This window comes from Nocardia citri, assembly GCF_054065835.1.
Genome location: NZ_JBSUQM010000008.1, coordinates 179,776 through 197,136 on the forward strand (window position 1 = coordinate 179,776; position 17,361 = coordinate 197,136).

Annotated in this window: 12 protein-coding genes; 4 read left to right on the forward strand and 8 right to left on the reverse strand. The window is 65.8% G+C overall.

Going from position 1 to position 17,361, the window contains the following annotated elements; translation table 11 throughout:
* The first annotated feature begins 16 nt into the window (after window positions 1-16).
* The 3 genes from ACW2Q0_RS15040 (at window position 17) to ACW2Q0_RS15050 (ending at window position 10,337) form a co-directional block, all read left to right on the forward strand.
* Complete coding sequence (locus ACW2Q0_RS15040; protein ID WP_457190405.1) at window positions 17-2,491, forward strand: FAD-dependent monooxygenase; 2,475 nt, start codon at window positions 17-19, stop codon at window positions 2,489-2,491.
* A 212-nt stretch (window positions 2,492-2,703) separates the two neighbouring features.
* A complete protein-coding gene (locus ACW2Q0_RS15045) occupies window positions 2,704-9,930 on the forward strand; it encodes an amino acid adenylation domain-containing protein (protein ID WP_457190407.1) in 7,227 nt (2,408 codons plus the stop codon).
* Window positions 9,931-10,031: 101 nt separating this feature from the next.
* Entirely contained in the window at window positions 10,032-10,337 is a 306-nt protein-coding gene (locus ACW2Q0_RS15050) for a recombinase family protein (RefSeq protein ID WP_457190408.1), read from the forward strand.
* Here ACW2Q0_RS15050 and ACW2Q0_RS15055 read toward each other — a convergent pair.
* From ACW2Q0_RS15055 to ACW2Q0_RS15070, 4 genes are all read right to left on the reverse strand, one after another.
* Window positions 10,319-10,852 carry a dihydrofolate reductase family protein gene (locus ACW2Q0_RS15055; RefSeq protein WP_457190410.1) on the reverse strand — a complete coding sequence of 178 codons (534 nt, stop codon included), beginning with the start codon at window positions 10,850-10,852 and terminating at the stop codon, window positions 10,319-10,321. The two genes, ACW2Q0_RS15050 and ACW2Q0_RS15055, sit on opposite strands and share 19 nt — an antisense overlap.
* Window positions 10,853-10,914: 62 nt before the next feature.
* On the reverse strand, window positions 10,915-11,238 hold the full coding sequence (locus tag ACW2Q0_RS15060; RefSeq protein ID WP_457190412.1) for a hypothetical protein: 324 nt from the start codon (window positions 11,236-11,238) through the stop codon (window positions 10,915-10,917).
* A 127-nt stretch (window positions 11,239-11,365) separates the two neighbouring features.
* A complete protein-coding gene (locus ACW2Q0_RS15065) occupies window positions 11,366-12,631 on the reverse strand; it encodes a sigma-70 family RNA polymerase sigma factor (RefSeq protein WP_457190414.1) in 1,266 nt (421 codons plus the stop codon).
* A 156-nt stretch (window positions 12,632-12,787) separates the two neighbouring features.
* A complete protein-coding gene (locus ACW2Q0_RS15070; protein ID WP_457190416.1) occupies window positions 12,788-13,831 on the reverse strand; it encodes a sigma-70 family RNA polymerase sigma factor in 1,044 nt (347 codons plus the stop codon).
* Window positions 13,832-13,977: 146 nt separating this feature from the next.
* On the opposite strand from ACW2Q0_RS15070, the gene ACW2Q0_RS15075 reads away from it, so the two are divergent.
* A complete protein-coding gene (locus ACW2Q0_RS15075; RefSeq protein WP_457190418.1) occupies window positions 13,978-14,577 on the forward strand; it encodes a dihydrofolate reductase family protein in 600 nt (199 codons plus the stop codon).
* A 77-nt stretch (window positions 14,578-14,654) separates the two neighbouring features.
* Here the strand turns inward: ACW2Q0_RS15075 and ACW2Q0_RS15080 are convergent, their stop codons facing one another.
* From ACW2Q0_RS15080 to ACW2Q0_RS15095, 4 genes are all read right to left on the reverse strand, one after another.
* Complete coding sequence (locus ACW2Q0_RS15080; protein WP_457190420.1) at window positions 14,655-15,062, reverse strand: hypothetical protein; 408 nt, start codon at window positions 15,060-15,062, stop codon at window positions 14,655-14,657.
* Between the two features lie 332 nt (window positions 15,063-15,394).
* Complete coding sequence (locus ACW2Q0_RS15085) at window positions 15,395-15,973, reverse strand: NUDIX domain-containing protein (RefSeq protein WP_457190422.1); 579 nt, start codon at window positions 15,971-15,973, stop codon at window positions 15,395-15,397.
* A gap of 48 nt (window positions 15,974-16,021) precedes the next feature.
* Window positions 16,022-16,306 (reverse strand): hypothetical protein, encoded by a 285-nt coding sequence (locus ACW2Q0_RS15090; RefSeq protein ID WP_457190424.1) that lies wholly within the window; start codon window positions 16,304-16,306, stop codon window positions 16,022-16,024.
* Window positions 16,307-16,354: 48 nt separating this feature from the next.
* Complete coding sequence (locus tag ACW2Q0_RS15095) at window positions 16,355-17,341, reverse strand: YncE family protein (protein WP_457190426.1); 987 nt, start codon at window positions 17,339-17,341, stop codon at window positions 16,355-16,357.
* Window positions 17,342-17,361: the final 20 nt, after the last annotated feature.

Genomic DNA, 17,361 nt, shown 5'->3' on the forward strand with positions numbered 1-17,361 from the left:
GGAAGCGCAGGTTCGAATGAGTAGTCCGATCAAGGTTATCGTGCTCGGTGCGGGGATCGGAGGGCTCACCACCGCCGCCGCACTGCGACAGGCGGGCTTCGCGGTCGAACTCTATGAGGCCGCGCCCGAACTGCGTGGCCAGGGATTCGGACTTTCGGTGCAGGCCAATGGAATCAAGGCGCTGCGCGCACTCGGCCTCGGTATCGAGGAGGAACTTTTCGAGCGTGGCGGCAAGGTCGAGACCTTCCGTTTCAACAACCCGGACGGCACTGTCATCCGGGTGCTTCCGGTGCACCGCCAGGACGACCGGCTCGGCGCGGCGAGCGTCGCCCTGCACCGCAAGGATCTGCACGCGGTCCTGCTGCGCGCGATCGGCGATACCGCGACTCATGTCGGCGCACACGCGACTCGGTTCACCGACGACGGTGAGCACGTGCGCGTCGAATTCGCCGACGGCCGGGTCGCCGAGGGCGATCTGCTGATCGGTGCCGATGGTATCCATTCCGTGGTGCGCGCCCAGTTACACGGTCGTGCCGAACCGCGTCCCGGCAATTTCGTCGCCTGGCTGGCCTGCATCCCGTTCGAACACCCAGCCGTGCCGCGCGGCTATTCGGCCCACTATTGGGGGACCGGAACGCGTTTCGGCATCCACGACATCGGCCACGGCCGGGTGTACTGGTGGGGCACCATGACCATGCCGGGCGACGAGGCCGCCGATTGGCAGGGCACCAAGGAAGATCTGCAGCGGATCTATGCCGACTGGGCACCGGAGGTGCGCGCCTGCATCGATCAGACCGAATGGGCCGATGTGCTCGCCGTGCCCTGCCAGGACCGTCCGCCGCTGGCGGACTGGGGCCGCGGCCGGGTCACCCTGCTCGGTGATGCCGCGCATCCCATGCTGCCCAGCCTCGGTCAGGGCGCCAACTCGGCTATCGAGGACGCGGTCGTACTCGCCCACAGCTTGAAGACGTCGCTGGATCCCGTTGCGGGCCTGCGTCGTTACGAGCAGCTACGTGCCGAGCGCACCGCCATGTTCGTCAATGGCTCGTGGTCGCTCGGCAAGATCGAGCAGGCGACCGACCCCAGGCTGGTGAAGGTGCGCGACACCTACTTCCGGCACGCACCTACCGAATTCTTCCTGCGGGAATTGGGTAAGCCGATGTCGTTCCCGCCGCTGGCGGGACCGACCGCGCAGCTGCCGCGCCAACTGTCCCCGGTGGAGCGCTGGCACTGGATCGCGGATCAGCTTGCGCCGCTGCATATTCTGGCCCGCGTGCGGGTGCACGGCTCGATCGGCGTGGAGCAGGTGCGTACCGGCCTGGACGAAGTGCAGCACCGGCATCCGCTGCTCGCGGTCGCGGTGGCCGCCGAACCGGACGGCACCGCACCGCGTTTCGTGCCGGTAGCGACACCGATTCCGCTGCGCCTCGTCGAATCCGCCGATCCGGATGCGTGGCTGACCGAGATCGACGACGTCGAATTGCGCGAGCCCTTCGACTGGCGTTGCGGCCCGCTCGCTCGCGCCGTGCTCATCACCGATGCGACCGGTGAGACCAGCGATCTGATCGTCACCCTGCACTACGCGATCGCCGACGGCGAGAGCGCGATGTCGGTGGCCAAGCAGGTGCTGCAGGTCGCCGCCGGCGATGACACCGGGCTCGAACCCGCCCCGGTCCGGCCGGGTCCGGAGGACCTTTTCCCGGCGAAGTTCCGGGGCGTCAAGGGTTTCGGCCGCACCGTGGGATCGCTGCTGCGCGACCAGAAGTCGCAGCTCAAGCGCCCGCACCGGCTGGAGCCGACCAGGCTTGCGCCGCCGTCGCAGCGACGCAGCCGGGTTGTGCACCGCAGCCTGGACGCCGATCGACTCGAGGCATTGATCGCGGGCTGTGAACGCCATGGCGTCGGCTTGCAGGCCGCGCTTTCGGCGGCGCTGCTCATCGCGGCGGCCCGTGAGTCGGGCACATACACCGAATCCTGGTACACCGTCGGCAGTTCGGTGAACTTCCGCGGCCATCTCGACGGCGCGGTCGCCGATACCGAGGTCGGGACCTACCAGGGCATGATCGCGACCCCGGCGAAGTACGCGCCGTGGTCGTCGCTGTGGCAGATCGCCGGGGAGATCGAGCGCGAGTACGGCGCACGGATGGACCGTCGTGACCATCTCGCGGCACTGAGCCTGCTCGAGGTGGTCGGGCCGAAATCGGTCGCCGCCAGTGCATCCACGGTCAAGCTGATGGACACCCGCGGTCCAGGTCACCTGTGTATGACTTACCTGGGTCGCTACGCATTCCCGGACAAGATCGGCGCGTGGCAGCTCTCGGGCGCGCAATTCGTCTCGGGCATGTCGGTGAGCGGTTTCATCATGGCCACCGCCAATGCCACGCACGGCGAATTGTCGTTCAACGTCGGCTATGTCGAGCCCGCGGTATCCCGCCAGCGGGCCGAGCTCCTTGCCGATGAGAGTGTGCGCGCGTTGCTGTCGGTGATCTGACGGGCGCGGCCGTAGCGACTGTTCGCAGATCGCTGGAAATGGTCAGCACCGATTGACGAGGGCGAATCCCGGTATCGATGTCGACGCCGGTTATTCGCGCTATCTGAAAACTGGATACAAGTGGTAACAGCTTTGCGTTTCGGCGTCGTCGAGGGTGGGTCCTGGACAGTTCGCGCACGGTCTGTGCCGCGACTGTCGCGATAGGAGTGACTGTGACGTCGGAACCCAGCACAAATCCCGAAAGCCCCATCGAGGCATGGCCGGTCAGCGCGTATCAGCGTGACGTACTCGGCCTGGCATTCCGTCTGGCCCCGGAACCGGTAGCGCAACAGACCTATAGCCTGCGCATGGACGAGCCGCTGGATATCGAGCGGTTGCAGGCGTGCTTGCAGCGGGCCCTGATGGGCGATGACGCATTGCGATTGCGCTTCGCCTTCGATAACGGCGAATTCCGCCAATGGATCTCGAATGAGATTCCGCCGGTCGAGGTCGTCGACCTGACCGGTGCACCGAATCCGGAGGCCGCGACCCAGGAGTGGTTGTGGCGCGAGGTCGGCGCGCCCGAGCGACCGGATCGGCCCGCGCGGCTGGCCGCGGTGGTGGACCGGCCGGATCGGTTCTTCCTGTTCATGTCCTTCCATCACGCACTGGCCGACGGCTACGGCATGAACACGATCATCGCCACGCTCGATACCAGCTATAAGATGAAAGACGTTCCGCTCGACCAGCTCGCCGTGCCCGAGCCCGCCAACGAGCACAGCGATCGTTCGGTGGCGACCTACCGGCGGATCATCGAGGACGACGAGGCGTATCGGGCCTCCGAGCAATACACGGCCGACCGTGACGGTCTGCTCGCCGCACTCGACGGCATCGAACCCGCGCTTTTCCCGAACCGGACCAGCTCGCCGAGAATCGCCCGTGGCCACTACAGCACGATGATCTCGGGGGAGTACCTCGATCGCGTCCGCGCCACCGGTGTCACCGTCTTCGCGTATCTGACCGCCGCGGTGGCGACCTATCTCGCGACGATCCACCGCACCGATCAGGTGGTGATCGGCGTCCCGATGCTGAACCGGCACTCCGCGGAGACCTATCGCACACAGGGCCATCGCGCCAATGTCGTGCCGCTGCCGGTGCGTGTCGACCGTGATGTGCCGCTCGCGCGGATCGCGGAGCAGGTCACTCAGCAGATTCGAAAGCTGAAGAAGCATCAGCGTTTCCCGTACGGCGAGCTGGCCCGCGCGCTGAACCCGGATCCGGCCGCGCCGCCGCTCTACGATGTCGCCTTCTCCCACACGAAGCTGCCGGATGCCGATTACGTCGACGAGCTGCTTTCGAAGTGGACCGTGCACAATCCGGGTTCGGTGACCAACGCACTGACCATCGTCACCGCGGAAAACGGCCGGGACGGCTCGTTCAGCGTCCAATTGTTCTACGACAAAGATATTTTCGACGCGAGCTTCCCGATCGAATCGGCGCTGCGCAGCGTCGGCGAGATTGTCACCGCGTCGCTGGACCGTCCGGACACCCCGGTGCGTGCACTTGCGCTGCTTTCGGAGCGGGCGAGTGCCGAAGTGGCGGCCTTCGAAGCGGGACCGCGCATCGAGTTCCCCTACACCACCATTGATCGGCTCTTCGCGGCAACGGCCGCCGATCATCCGGACCGAGTGGCGGTCGTGTCCGCCGACACCAGCGAACTGACCTACGCCCGACTGTCGGGTCTGGTGGACGGTTTCGCCGCTCGGCTGCATGAGCTCGGTGCCACCGGCAACGAGTGCATTCCGGTGGTTTTGCCCCGTTCGACCGACATGCTCATCGCGATCCTCGGCATCCTGCGTGCCGGATGCGCATATGTGCCGCTCGATCCGGATTACCCGGCGGCGCGTATCGAAACGGTTCTCGCGGACTGCGAAGCGCGCTTCGTGGTCGCGGGAAGTGAGCATGCGCCGGTCTACCAGGACCTCGGCGTCACCCGGGTCACGGTGGCCGACACTGCGTCCGGCACCGTCGAAAATGTCTCGCATCCACACGATTTGAGCTATCTCATCTACACCTCGGGCTCGACCGGTGTGCCCAAGGGGGTGATGGTCGAGCACCGTTCGGTGGTCAATCGGCTGACCTGGATGCAGCGCCGCTATCCACTGTCCGCCGATGACGTGATCCTGCAGAAGACGCCCGTCACCTTCGACGTTTCGGTGTGGGAGTTGTTCTGGTGGGCCGTCGCCGGAGCCAAGGTCGCTCTGCTCGAGGTCGGCGCTGAGCGCGATCCGCGCCGCATCGTCGAGGCCATCGAGGCGAATGCGGTGACCGTCATGCACTTCGTGCCGTCCATGCTGGCGGCGTTCGTAGACGAGTTGGAGGCCGATCGCACCGTCGTGGCGCGCATCGCGGGTCTGCGGCGGGTGTTCTGCAGCGGTGAGGCGCTGCCGCCCGCGCTGGTCCGGCGCTTCCACGCCGCGTTCGCCGCGGTCGGCCAGCGGCCGCCGCAGTTGGTGAACCTCTACGGTCCCACCGAGGCCACCGTCGACGTCTCGTATTTCGATTGCACGCAACACGATTCGATCGATCTGGTGCCGATCGGCCGTCCGATCGACAATATCGACCTGCTGGTGCTCGACGAGTCCGGTCGCCGCATGCCGATCGGTGTTCCCGGTGAACTCAATATCGCCGGCGTCGGCCTCGCGCGCGGCTACCGCGGCCGGCCCGACCTGACCGCGGCCGCCTTCGTCGACGATCTGACCGTGCCGGGCCGTCGCCGCTATCGCACCGGTGACCTGGCGCGCTGGCTGGCCGACGGCACCCTGGAATACCTGGGCCGATTCGATGATCAGGTCAAGATCCGGGGCAACCGGATCACCCTCGGCGAAGTCCACAACGCCATCCTCGGCTGCCCGGGGGTGCGCGCCGCGGTTGTCGTCGATGAGCAGTCCGAAACGCATGGACTGCATCTGGTGGGATATTTCGTCGGCGATACCGTGACCGGTGACGAGATCGCCGACCAGATCGCGACTCGCCTGCCCCGCTATATGATTCCGACTCGGTTGCTGCGCGTCGACCGGATTCCGTTGACACCCAATGGCAAAACCGATCGCAAGGCCTTGGCGCGTGCGGCGGCGGTTTCCGAGCATGCGGACTCCGTCGGGGTGCCGATCGAACCGCGGACACCGGTCGAGGCCGAGCTGGCGCAGGTCTGGCGGACCGTACTCGGTATCGACTCCATCGGTGTACACGACAACTTCTTTACCCACGGCGGCGACTCCATACTCGCGCTATCGGTACGCACCGCCGCCGAACGCGCCGGCCTGTTCTTCGATGTGGATGCCTTCTACGAGCGTCCGACCATTGCCGAATTGGCCCGGATCGTTTCGGATGGCCCGGACGGCAACCGGATTCGCATTGCCGATCGGTTGGCGACCGTGCCACTGATCGATCGCGCCGCACTGCACCGCGCCGAGGATGCCTTCCCGGCCACCGCACTGCAGCTCGGCATGCTCTTCCACAGCATCGAGCGCGCGGATTCGGTGACCTACAAGGACGTATTCCGCTACCGTTTCGAGATGCCGTGGGATGCCGCCGAATTCCGCGCCGCATTCGACCGGCTCGTACGCCGTCAGCCCGCACTGCGCTCCTCGTTCGACCTCAGCAAGTATTCGGTGCCCCTACAGGTCGTGCACACCGCGATCGAGTACGAGCTGGATATCGTCGATGTCTCCGATCAAGTTCCGGTGCTGGCCGATCAGGAGGTCGAGGACTACATCCAGGACCGCAGGCGTGCCGAGTACGACCTCACCCGAGCCCCGCTACATGCCGTCCGGGTATTCCTACGGCCGTCGGAAAGTGCGCTACAGACCGTCGATCTGGTGCTCAGCTTCCACCACGCGATCCTCGACGGTTGGAGCGTCGCGACCTCGGTGCTCGAACTGCTGGTCGACTATCTGAACAAGCTCGGACTGCTCGAGTCCGGTATCGATGACGCGTCGCACGCGGCCACCGTCCTCGCCGAGTACGCCCAGTCCGAAATCGCCGCGGTGCAGGATGATTCGGCCCGTGAATTCTGGCGGGCGGCACTGGCCGGAGCCGAGCCGACCGCGCTGACGGCCTTGGGGGTCCACCAGGGTGCGGGCGCTGACGAACCGCAGGCCGCCGCCGTGGTGCCGCGCCGGCTCGCCGAGCGGGTCACCGCATTCGCGGCCCGGCACCAGGTGCCCGAGAAGGCGGTCTACCTGGCGGCACACTGCCTGACCCTGCGCACGATGACCGGCCGCGCCGATATCACCACCGGTGTGGTCAGCCACGGCCGACCGGATCGAGCGGGCGCGGAAAGCATTGCGGGCCTGTTCCTGAACACGCTGCCGATGCGGCTGGACGACACCGCCACAACCTGGCGCGCGGCCGTCGAACAGGTAGCGCGCCGGGATCGCGACGCCTACCCGCACCGGCGCTATCCGCTGCGGTCGATCCTGGCTGATGGCGGCCCCGCCTTCGAAACGGCATTCAACTTCATCAACTACCACGTCTTCGCACCGATTCTCGGTGCGGACCGAGTGACCCTGCGCGAGTTCGACGTTCGCGAGAACACCAATTTCCAGCTGCTGGTAACGGCGGCCCATGATCCGCGCGACGGCCGAATGTGGGTGCGGGTCAATGGTGATCACACATTGACCAAGGATCAATGCGAGACCGTCGCGGTGACTCAGCTGCGGATGTTGGCGGCGATCGTCACGGATCCGGATGCGGCGATCGATCGCGGCGCCGGTCCGGCGACCGCGCGCGATGTCGGCACCTTGGTCGCCGACGTGGCCGCGCTCAATCCGCACGCTATCGCCGTGCGCGGTGACGAATCCAGCATCACCTACGACGATCTGATCGAGCGCGGCGAACGACTCACCCGGCGGCTCGCTGGTTTCGGCATCCGGCCCGGTGACCGGATCGGCATTCTGATGAGTCGTCGTCCGGAATTGGTGCTGCTGGTGCTGGCACTCATGCGCATCGGCGCGGCGTGCGTGCCGCTCGATGTCAGCTACCCCCGGGCCCGGCTGAATCTCATGATCGACCGGGCACGCCCGCACCGGGTGATCGCCGATGCCAACTATGCCGAGATCGTCGACAACGCTCGATTGGTGTTGGATACGGCGGAGCTGTTCGATCCGACCGACGACAGCGAGATGGAATTCGCTGTCCCCGACTTCATTTCGCCCGATGCGCTCGCCTACGTGCTGTTCACCTCCGGCTCCACCGGCGAGCCCAAGGGCGTAGCCATGCCGCATCGCGGCCTGACCACGCTGGTGGACTGGCAGAACCGCAGCCCATCAGGAGTGAACCTGGCCAGCACATTGCTGTTGGCGCCACTGAGTTTCGACGTGTCGTTCCAGGAGATCTTCACGACCTTGGCAGCGGGCTCTACGCTGCGGGTGAGTTCGGCGGATCTGCGCGCCGATGTCGAAGAACTGCTGAATATCGTTGTCGCCGAGGGCATCGAGCGGCTGTTCCTACCCTATGTCGCACTGCAGGCCTTCGCGGAGGCCGTGGTCGCGCGGCGCACGTTCCCGGTCAACCTCAAAGTGCTCTCGTCCTCCGGTGAGCAGTTGCGCATCACCGATGAGATCCGCGCACTGTGCAAGGCGGTGCCGGGGCTATTGCTGGAAAATCAATACGGCCCAACGGAATCCCACGTCGCGACCATATTCCCACTCACAGGCGCACCCGACGACTATCCGGCGCTGCCGCCCATCGGACGCCCGGTCGACGGCGATACCGTCGAATTGCTCGACAGCGCGCTGCGTCCGGTGGCCGAGGGGGTGATCGGTGAGATCTATCTGGGCGGCCGTTCTCTCGCCCGTGGCTACCAGGGCCGGGCGGCATTGACCGCACAGCGATTCGTGGCTACCCATGGCGGTGGCATCCTCTACCGCACGGGTGATCTTGGTGTACGGCTGGCCTCCGGCGATCTCGTCTGCCTCGGCCGCAGTGACACTCAGGTGAAGATCCGCGGCTTCCGGGTAGAGCCCGCCGAGGTGGAGCTGTGCATCCTCGGACTGGTCGAGAAGTATCCGACCATCACCGAAGCGGCCGTGGTGGCACGGGGATTCGGCGGCATCGACGGCGCGCTGATCGCCTTCCTGGTCGGCGACGCCGAGCAGACCGATCTGGCCGCGCTGCGCCATGATCTGCGCGGCGTGCTGCCCATGCATATGGTGCCGTCTCGATTCGTCTTCCTCGCCGAACTGCCCCGCACCCCCAGCGGTAAGCGTGACGACGGCGCATTGCGTTCGATGGTCGAATCGGCACCGGCCTCGGTTACCGCACAGCGGGAACCGGCCGACGAATACGAGCACTGCGCGGTCGAACTGCTCGCCGAATACGCCGGACTACGTTCGATCGGTCTCGACGACGATTTCTTCGCCGCGGGTGGCACCTCCATCGGCGCTATGCGTGTCGTGATGGGGCTGTCCCGGCGCTTCGGCACCGACGTACCACTGGATTCGTTCATCAGCGCGCCGACGGCCGCCCAACTCGCGGCGCTGATCCGGTCCGGAAATACCGGGCGCACCTTCGATCCGCTGGTGCCGATCACCGTCGGTGGACATAAGTCGCCGCTGTTCCTGGTGCACCCGATCGGCGGAAATGTGCTGTGCTACCTGGCACTTGCCCGCTACCTCGATCCGGACCGCCCGATCTACGGCCTGCAGGCCGCCGGCGCCGATCCGGGCAGTACACCGGAGAAGTCGGTCGTCGCGATGGCCGAGTCGTATCTGGCCGCGGTGCGTCGAGTGCATCCGGAGGGGCCGTATCACCTGGCCGGTTGGTCCTTCGGTGGCAATGTCGCGCTCGAGATGGCGCGCCAACTGCCCGAGCGGGAGGTGGCCAGCGTCACGCTGCTGGACACCATGGCATTGCGTCAGCAGGCCCGCGAACCCATTGCCGAGGAACAGCTCATTCGCTGGTTCTTCCTGGAATTGCTGTGGTACGCCCGCGGAAATCAGGCCGCGCTCGTCGATTTCGAACCCGACGTGCACGGCTGCGAGGAGCTTTTCGACGCGATGCTCGCCGAGGCGATCCGGTCCGGCATCCTGCCCGCCGACAGTTCACCGCAGGCCATCCGGCGGCTCTACGAGGTGTTCTACGCCAACTACACGGCGCTGCTGGAGTACCAGCTCGAACCCTACGACCGCGATATCACCCTGTTGCGTGCCGAAGAGGGGCTGCCACCTGGTGTGGATCTCGCGCACCAGGCCGTCGGCAGCATGTTCGACAGTGCGAACAACGGGTGGGAGCAATACGCGGCCCGGCGCTTCACACTGGTCCCGGTGCCCGGTGATCACCTGCACATGATGACGGAACCGCATGTTCGCGAGGTCGCGGTGCAGCTGGATTCGGCGCTCGCGGCGGCCGATCCGGATCTGGACCGGGAGCTGGGCGCCGAAATGCTGGACGCCTGATCGGTGTGGCCCGACCGTTACGAGATGCGATCCGCGTAACGGTCGGGAGACGATCAGGGACCGTAGTCCTCACCGTCTCCGTGTCCGGTGGCATCGAGGACGTGGCGCGCCAACCTTGGCATATAACCGAGTTCGCTGCCCAGCTCGATGAGCGCGGAATCGATCTGATCGTCCGCCAACAGGGCATCGACTCCACCACCACTCCGGCCGGGCGGTTCTCGTTCCACGTCACCGCCGCCATGGACGAGATGACCGCGGACCCGATCAGCGAGGGCACTACCGAAACCACCGACAGTCCGCCGCGTGGTCAGCTGGATCATGACCGACCCCGCCACGATCGCAGCCGAGGACAGGCCCGTCGTCGGTGGCGCGGCGACGGACGCGGATCTCAGCTCGTTGTCTCGTAGGTCAGTTTCACGACCTTTGAAAAGGTCTTGACGGCTGTGAGCTTCAGTTTGGCGTCTTGACCTTCTTGGAAGTACTGCTTACCGCGTCCCAGCAGTAGGGGGTAGATGGTGAGGTCTATCACATCTATCAGCCGCTCCCGCAGCAGCGTCTCCCCGAACAGGCCGTGGCCCAGGATCAGCAGGTTCCCCCCGTCCTTCTGCTTGAGCCGGGTGACCTCGACGACGACGTCGCCTCGAACGATGGTGGGATTGCCCCAATCGGCCTTTTCCAGCGTGGAACTGAACACATACTTCGGGATTGCGTTGAGCCGGTCGGCCCACATCGGCTTGTGGTTCCCGCTGCCGTAGAGCTTGGCGAACGCCTCATAGGTGTGACGGCCGAACAGGATCGCGTCGCATGCCGTCAGTAAGCCCAAGCCGTCGCGCAGGTATGCCTCGTCCTGGTACTCGCCGACCCCCATGCCCACCGGGTCTTCGTAGACGCCGTCGGCCGAAACCAGGACGTACTCGATCACTTTCCGCGTAGCGCCTGCCTCCGTGGTGGAACCTTCCGACGCGCCGGAAGCCCTGTCGGTAGTCATGCCGCACCACCGGCCGGTGCGGCGCCCGCGTCGAACTCCACCGCTGTGCCGGCCTCGACTCCGCCGCCCTCGGCCAATGCCGGGCAGCTCTCGGCGATCGGGACCGCCGCATCGAGATTCTCGGCTTCCACGACCGAATAGCCGCTGGGCGAGCTGCCTGTCCCGCACTCGCCTACGGCGGTAGTTCCATGTGTCGGCAGACCCTGATCGATGACATGGTCTCCCAGGCCGCCGAACCAGGCAAACCACGCCGAGAGAGTTTCGGGCTTGCCGGGCGCGAATTCTGGGGGCATCCGGTAGGTGAACACCAACTTGGCCATTGTCGGCTCCTTCGATCTCGTCTGGACGGTTCGGTGCACTGTGGAGTGCGCGTCATCTGTTCAGATCCCACCGTTGGGCAGAACTGGGCGGTGCTACTGCGCCGGGCCATCATGCGCATTCGGGTGCTTATCCAGCGAGTGTGCGGGGAAGGCCGAATCGGGCCAGGATGCTGTTGTCGAACCGGGTCAAGGCGGTGATGCGGTCGGCGGCGAGGGTAAGGACCATCAGACCCGTCGCGTGCCAGAGGGACGTGCGGGAGTCCAGGAGATAAACGCCGAAGGCGGGTTGGCCGTTGGCTCGCGTCGCGACCAGACGATAGTTGCGGGCTTGGGCGAAAACGGCGGACTGGAAGCGGGTGACCGCCTCGCGCCCAAGGTATTCGACCGGCAGCGGCGGCATCGTCAGTCGGACGTCGTCGGCGAGTAAAGCGACGACACCGTCGACGTCGCAGGATTCGAAGGCCTGGGTGAGCCGGTCGACGAGCCGCCGCTCGGCTGGTGAGTCGGGCGGCGGGGGTGGTTGCTGTGCGCCGAGTCGGGGTGCCCGCTGCTGCATGCCCGCGCGGGCGCGTTTGAGGGCGCTGGTGACCGATTCCTCTGTGGTGTCGAGGAATTCGGCGACATCGGCGGCGCGGTAGCCCAGCACGTCGCGCAGGATCAGCACGGCGCGCTGACGTGGCGGCAGATACTGGACGGCGGTCACGAAGGCTAGGGATATCGCCTGTTTGGACTCGTAGCGTGCTTCGGGGCCGGGAGCTGGGTCGCCGAGGCCCTCGAGCAGGACGTCGGGATACGGCTCGAGCCACACCACCTCGCCGTGGGCGGACGGCTCGGGCAGATCGAACCTGGCTGAGCCTTCACCGGGAATCGCGATTCGAGGCCTCCTGTCGGCCGTCCTCAACATTTTGAGGCAGCGGTTCGTCGCGACGCGGTAGAGCCAAGTCCGGACCGAGGACCGCGCCTCGAACGCGCCGAGTCCCTTCCAGGCGTCCAGCAAGGTCTCCTGCAGGGCGTCCTCGGCGTCGTGCATCGAACCGAGGAACCGGTAGCAATGCACCATCAGTTCCCGGCGGAAGGGTGCCACGAGCTCGCGGAACGCCTCGGCGTCACCGGCCCGGCACCTGGCGATCAACTCTGCTGTCACCGCATCGTCCTCGTTTCGAGTCGGCCGACCAGTGCGGCGTAGCGGTCGGTGACGGATTCGGTGCGGGCGTCGGGCTCGGTCGCGGCCTGCCGAGACGAGGGTATCGGCCAGTTCTGCGTGTCGGCTGAACATCACGTAGTGGGAGCCCGGAATCTGCAGGGTCCGGGCAAGTGGACCCAATCGCTGGGCGAACCGCGCGAAGGAGGCGTATTCGCCGGGCGGCAGCGCGAAGTCGCTGATCGGATTCACGTAACTGGCTTGCGGTCCTCCGGAAGCAACCAGCTCGTGAAACGTTTCGAGGTCGAGTTTGTCCGTGAAATATCTGACCGGAATGGGCGACATCTGGGCGGGGTCATACGAGCTCCTGTCGGTTTGTGACGGCGGCGCGTGCAGCCGGATGACTCGTCACCCAGACAGATTCCCCGCGCCGGTAAAACTGGGCGGCGGGAGGGTTTGCGGCAGGCCGAACGTGGGCAGGACAGTGTTTTCGAAGATGGTCATGGCGCCGATTCGGTCGCCGGCGAGAGCGAGGACGACGAGGCCGGCTCCGTGGATGCCAGTGGGGGTATGTCGGTATACGCCGAATGCCGGCTGGCCGTTGGCTCGCGTCGGCATCAGTTCGAATCTCTGTATCGAGCCGAAGATGAAGGCGCAGAAGCGGCCCACGTTGTCTCGGCCCTGGTATTCCAGCGGTATCGGTGGCATCGACATGAAGACGTCGTCGGTCAACAGTGCCACCAACGCGTCGATGTCGGCAGATTCGTAGGCGCTGACGAACTTCGCCACGATCGCGTGCTCGGCGGGTGAGTCGCCGGCAGGCGGCTGCTCTCGGGCAGCAGCCACCGGCAGTGGGCGCTGCATTCCCGCACGCGCGCGTTTGAGGGCGCTTTTGACCGATTCGACGGTCGTGTCCAGCATGTCGGCGACTTCGTTCGCGTGGAATCCGAGGACGTCACGCAGGATGAGGACGGCGAGCTGGCGAGGCGGCAGGATCTGCAGGGCGGTCACAAAGGCCAGGGAAATGGATTCGGTTTGCTCGTAGCGCGCCTCCGGACCGAGCGGCACACTGATCGCACCGTCCAGAAGGGCGTCGGGATAGGGCTCGAGCCAGTGGATTTCGCCGAGTCCGGTGGGTTCCGGTGGTTCCATTCCCGGGATGTCCCACTGCTTGGCAGGGCGTCGGCGAGCAGAGCGCAGCGCGTCGAGGCACCGGTTGGTGGCGATGCGGTAGAGCCAGGTGCGAACCGAGGCGCGCCCGTCGAATCGTTCGAGACCCCGCCAAGCGGCGAGCATCGTGTCCTGGAGAGCGTCCTCGGCATCCTGAAACGATCCGAGCATCCGGTAGCAGTGCACCTGTAGTTCGCGACGGTGTGGCTCGGTCAGCGCTCGGAACGCCTCGCCGTCGCCGGCCCGCGCCCTGGACAGCAGGTCCGTTCTCGCCAGCTCCACTCCCGCCACCTCATTCCCTGTATGCGGTTCCATCCTGTATGGACGCCGGACAAGGCGCGAACGGGGCGGTCGCGCAGCGCCCCCTTTTCAGACGCTGCGGCGTCCATACCCGTGACAGCCGACAACATTGTCAAAGGAGCATGGAAATGGGAAAGATCATCCTCACCTCGAATCTGACACTCGATGGAGTGGTCCAAGACCCGGACGGCGCGGAGGGCTTCGAGCGGGGCGGCTGGTTCCACCAGTTCGTCGGGGCCGGGGACCTCCAAGACTGGACCGCCCGCGAGACGCAGGAAGCCCTCGATGCCGAGGTGCTGCTGCTGGGCGGGCGTACCAATGAGTGGTTCGCGGACCGGATGACAGAGCGCAATGTGGCGGAGGGCCGTGTGAGCCCCGAGTGGGCGAACAGGGTGAGAAGCATGCCCAAGTACGTCGTGTCGTCGACTCTGGAAGATCCGCGTTGGGGCAACGTCACAGTCCTGGGCGGCGAGGTGGTGAAGGAGGTTTCGAAGCTGAAGCGGAAAGTGGACGGGGAAATCCTGATCTACGCCAGCTATCAGCTCGCGCGCACACTGATAGAACACAACCTGCTCGACGAACTGCGGCTGGTAGTTTTCCCGGTCGTCGTGGGATCCGGCCTACGCCTGTTCGACGAGACCAGCGACAAGAAGCCGCTGCACCTGGTCAACACACGAAAGCTCGGTGAGGGCCTGGTCTTCTACGCCTACCAATTCGTCCAAGGCTAACGACTGTAGACGGCGACGAAGTTCGCCGGGCCTGGGCGACCGTCCACTCGTCCGGGCCCACTGCCGCACCCTCGGGCTCAACGCAGTCGGCCCCGACGATTCGTCAGTCGTCGATCGTGCATCGCTTGGTTGTGCAGCGATTCGGTCGTCTCCGCATCCCGTTCATGGGTGAGAGCCAGCATGGCGAGTCCGGTTTCGCGGATCAGCCCATCCAGATCGTCGAGCATCACGGCAATCGCATCGCTGGCCGTCCGCAATTCGGTGGGGCTCGGATCCGGCCGATCGAAAACCATGCGGAGTTTGTGCAGCCGCAGCCCGGTATCGAGGAGACGGCGCAGCAGCCGATCGCTGGAATCGCCCAACGCGGCACCGGTTCCGGATAGCTCCTTGGTGGGGCCGAGTGATCGTCGTGGCCTATGCCACGGGCCTCGGCTGCTGCCTACGCGGGCGTCGGTCCGCGAGCTCGACCGCACATCGTCGCGCATCGAAATCCTCCTGAGTCGTTGATTCGTATTGCTGGCCACGTTTCGGGACCCGTTGCGTGAGTCTCAGCGATCGTTTCGCTGGGACTGCTCCCGCTTCATCGACCCTGCCCGCCCCGGGGAGTGTGGGTCTGTCCCGGCGAGGCGTTCCACCTCGCCAGGGGAACTTCCCGGCGAGGGTCTATCGACGTGCGCGACCAACACGAAATCGCGTACTATCAACAGTTTTTGCCCGCTCGCACGGTCGGTGCGGGTGATCGCGTGACCCCAGATTCCTGCGATATCGTCACCGAAATCGAGTGTACGTGGGCCGGAAGCGACCGATCGGTAGCTGCTCAAAGTTCCGGAACCCTTTCGGGGAGTAGCGGTTCGAGTTTCGCGAGGAAGCGCGCGAAATGCGGATCGGCGTCGGTGCGATCGAACGTGTCGATATCCCACCAGCGTGCCGCGCCGAATTCACCGGGGTCCAAGGCATATTCGCGGGTGCGGTCGCCGCGGATGACATACCAGAGGCTGACATCCTGATGACCGCTGTGCGTGCCGACCGTCGTGGTGACGGTGAGCAACAGCGGTTCGGTCCCGATGACGGTGAATTCGGGATCGATACCCAATTCCTCCGCCGCCTCGCGTCCGGCAGCGGCCAGCGGATGTTCCCCCGGCGCGATATGTCCGCCGGTCGGCAGCCACAGTCCGGCGAGCAGATGTCGGCCGAGCAGCACGCTGTGCGCTCGCGGGTCGACGAGCACCGCATACGAGACCAGATGCCGTGGGGGAGTGTCGGGTTCGGCGCGCCGGAACACATCATCGGTCGAGGCCAGCCAGGCCCTGGTGTCCTCGATATGCTGCCGCTCGAGCGCATCGAGCGGCGTGATCCCGTCGACGATATCGGCGACGGTAGCGGTCGCGAGATTCATGACAGGCGACTGTAGCCGCAGGCACCGACAGGTTTTGCCCAGCGCGGACTACTCGAGGACGACCGGGCGTAGCCGGGTGGTGTAGACACCGGCGCGATCGAGCGCATCGGCGGCAGCGTCGAGTTCGATCGTGGTCTCCGCGAAGACTTCTCGCGCACCGGCGATGCAGTAGGCCGCAGTCGTGAGGGCCCCGATCCCCTCGGTGTCGACCAATATCCCCGAGGCCTGCAACGAACCGTAATCGGCATCGAGCTCGGCCAACTCCCCGCGCAGCTCCCGCAGCCGATGAAACAGCCGCTGCCGGCGCATCTCCAGTGCCGATGGATCCGTCATCGCATGCTCCCCACTTCCGAGGTGAACTCCATCGCAATCTACCGCGACCTAGGTCGAGGGCTCGAACTCCAGCAGCACCGGTCCACCGCCGCGCCCCTTCGGAAGTGGGAAGTAACTGTGATGGGTATCCGGATCGACGGCAACCGTATGCGCGCCGTCAGCGAGATGGCGTGATCCCAGCGCGGTGGTGTGCCCACCACGCTGCTCGAACAGATTCACCCAACCACTTTCGGCGGCCACATACAGCCGCCGAACCGAGCCGTCGTAGACCAGCACGTCGGGAGTCTTGCCGACGCTGTTCGCGTCGGCCACGCGCCGATGGGTGAGATCAACCGTGACCAGCCGGGCATTGTCTTCGCACCCCACGAACATCAGCCGATCGGCCGCATCCAATGCCTGGCCGTGTGGTCCGGCGCAGCCGGGCACCGGGATCCGATCGGTCACCGCCAGTGTTTGCGGATCGATGACCGCGAGCTCGTCCTTGCCCTGCACCGCGACGACCATGCGATCGGCATCGGCGTCATAGACCACATTGCCGACCTCCCCGCCCAATGGCACTGTGCCACGGACGGTTCCGGTATCCGCGTCGACAACCGTCTCGGTCCCGGCGCGTTGATTGGTGGTCCACACCGCACCGCGTCGCGGATCGTAGGCGAGTCCGTCCGGATAGTCGCCGGTCGGTGTGGTCCACACAATCGCGCCGGTCTCCGAATCGATGGCCGCGAGTTCGTTGCGTCCGGTCGCGGTCGCATAGGCCCGCCGACGCTGCGGGACCGCCAGCACCCCGTGCACATCCGGCAGATCCGAGATGGTGCGCACCACCCGATGGGCACGAAGATCGACCTCGACAACCGCACCCGCGCCCATATGCGCCACCCACAGCAGGCCCGGTCCGGCATCGAGGCTCAGGTAATCGAATCGCACCGCCGCGCCGGGCAAGTTGAGCTGACCGACCTGACGCAGCGGCAGTGTGTCGGATGGCGCGGAGACACCGCACCCGGTCGCCACCATGACAACCGCGCAAACCAAACTCATCCGCCACATCGAAGCCTCCC

Excerpts from the sequence above, each read along its gene's own strand:
- ACW2Q0_RS15095 (WP_457190426.1), bottom strand. The coding sequence starts at position 17,341 with ATGAGTTTGGTTTGCGCGGTTGTCATGGTGGCGACCGGGTGCGGTGTC.
- ACW2Q0_RS15060 (WP_457190412.1), bottom strand. The coding sequence starts at position 11,238 with ATGGCCAAGTTGGTGTTCACCTACCGGATGCCCCCAGAATTCGCGCCC.
- ACW2Q0_RS15040 (WP_457190405.1), top strand. The coding sequence starts at position 17 with ATGAGTAGTCCGATCAAGGTTATCGTGCTCGGTGCGGGGATCGGAGGG.
- ACW2Q0_RS15085 (WP_457190422.1), bottom strand. The coding sequence starts at position 15,973 with ATGAATCTCGCGACCGCTACCGTCGCCGATATCGTCGACGGGATCACG.
- ACW2Q0_RS15075 (WP_457190418.1), top strand. The coding sequence starts at position 13,978 with ATGGGAAAGATCATCCTCACCTCGAATCTGACACTCGATGGAGTGGTC.
- ACW2Q0_RS15090 (WP_457190424.1), bottom strand. The coding sequence starts at position 16,306 with ATGACGGATCCATCGGCACTGGAGATGCGCCGGCAGCGGCTGTTTCAT.
- ACW2Q0_RS15080 (WP_457190420.1), bottom strand. The coding sequence starts at position 15,062 with ATGCGCGACGATGTGCGGTCGAGCTCGCGGACCGACGCCCGCGTAGGC.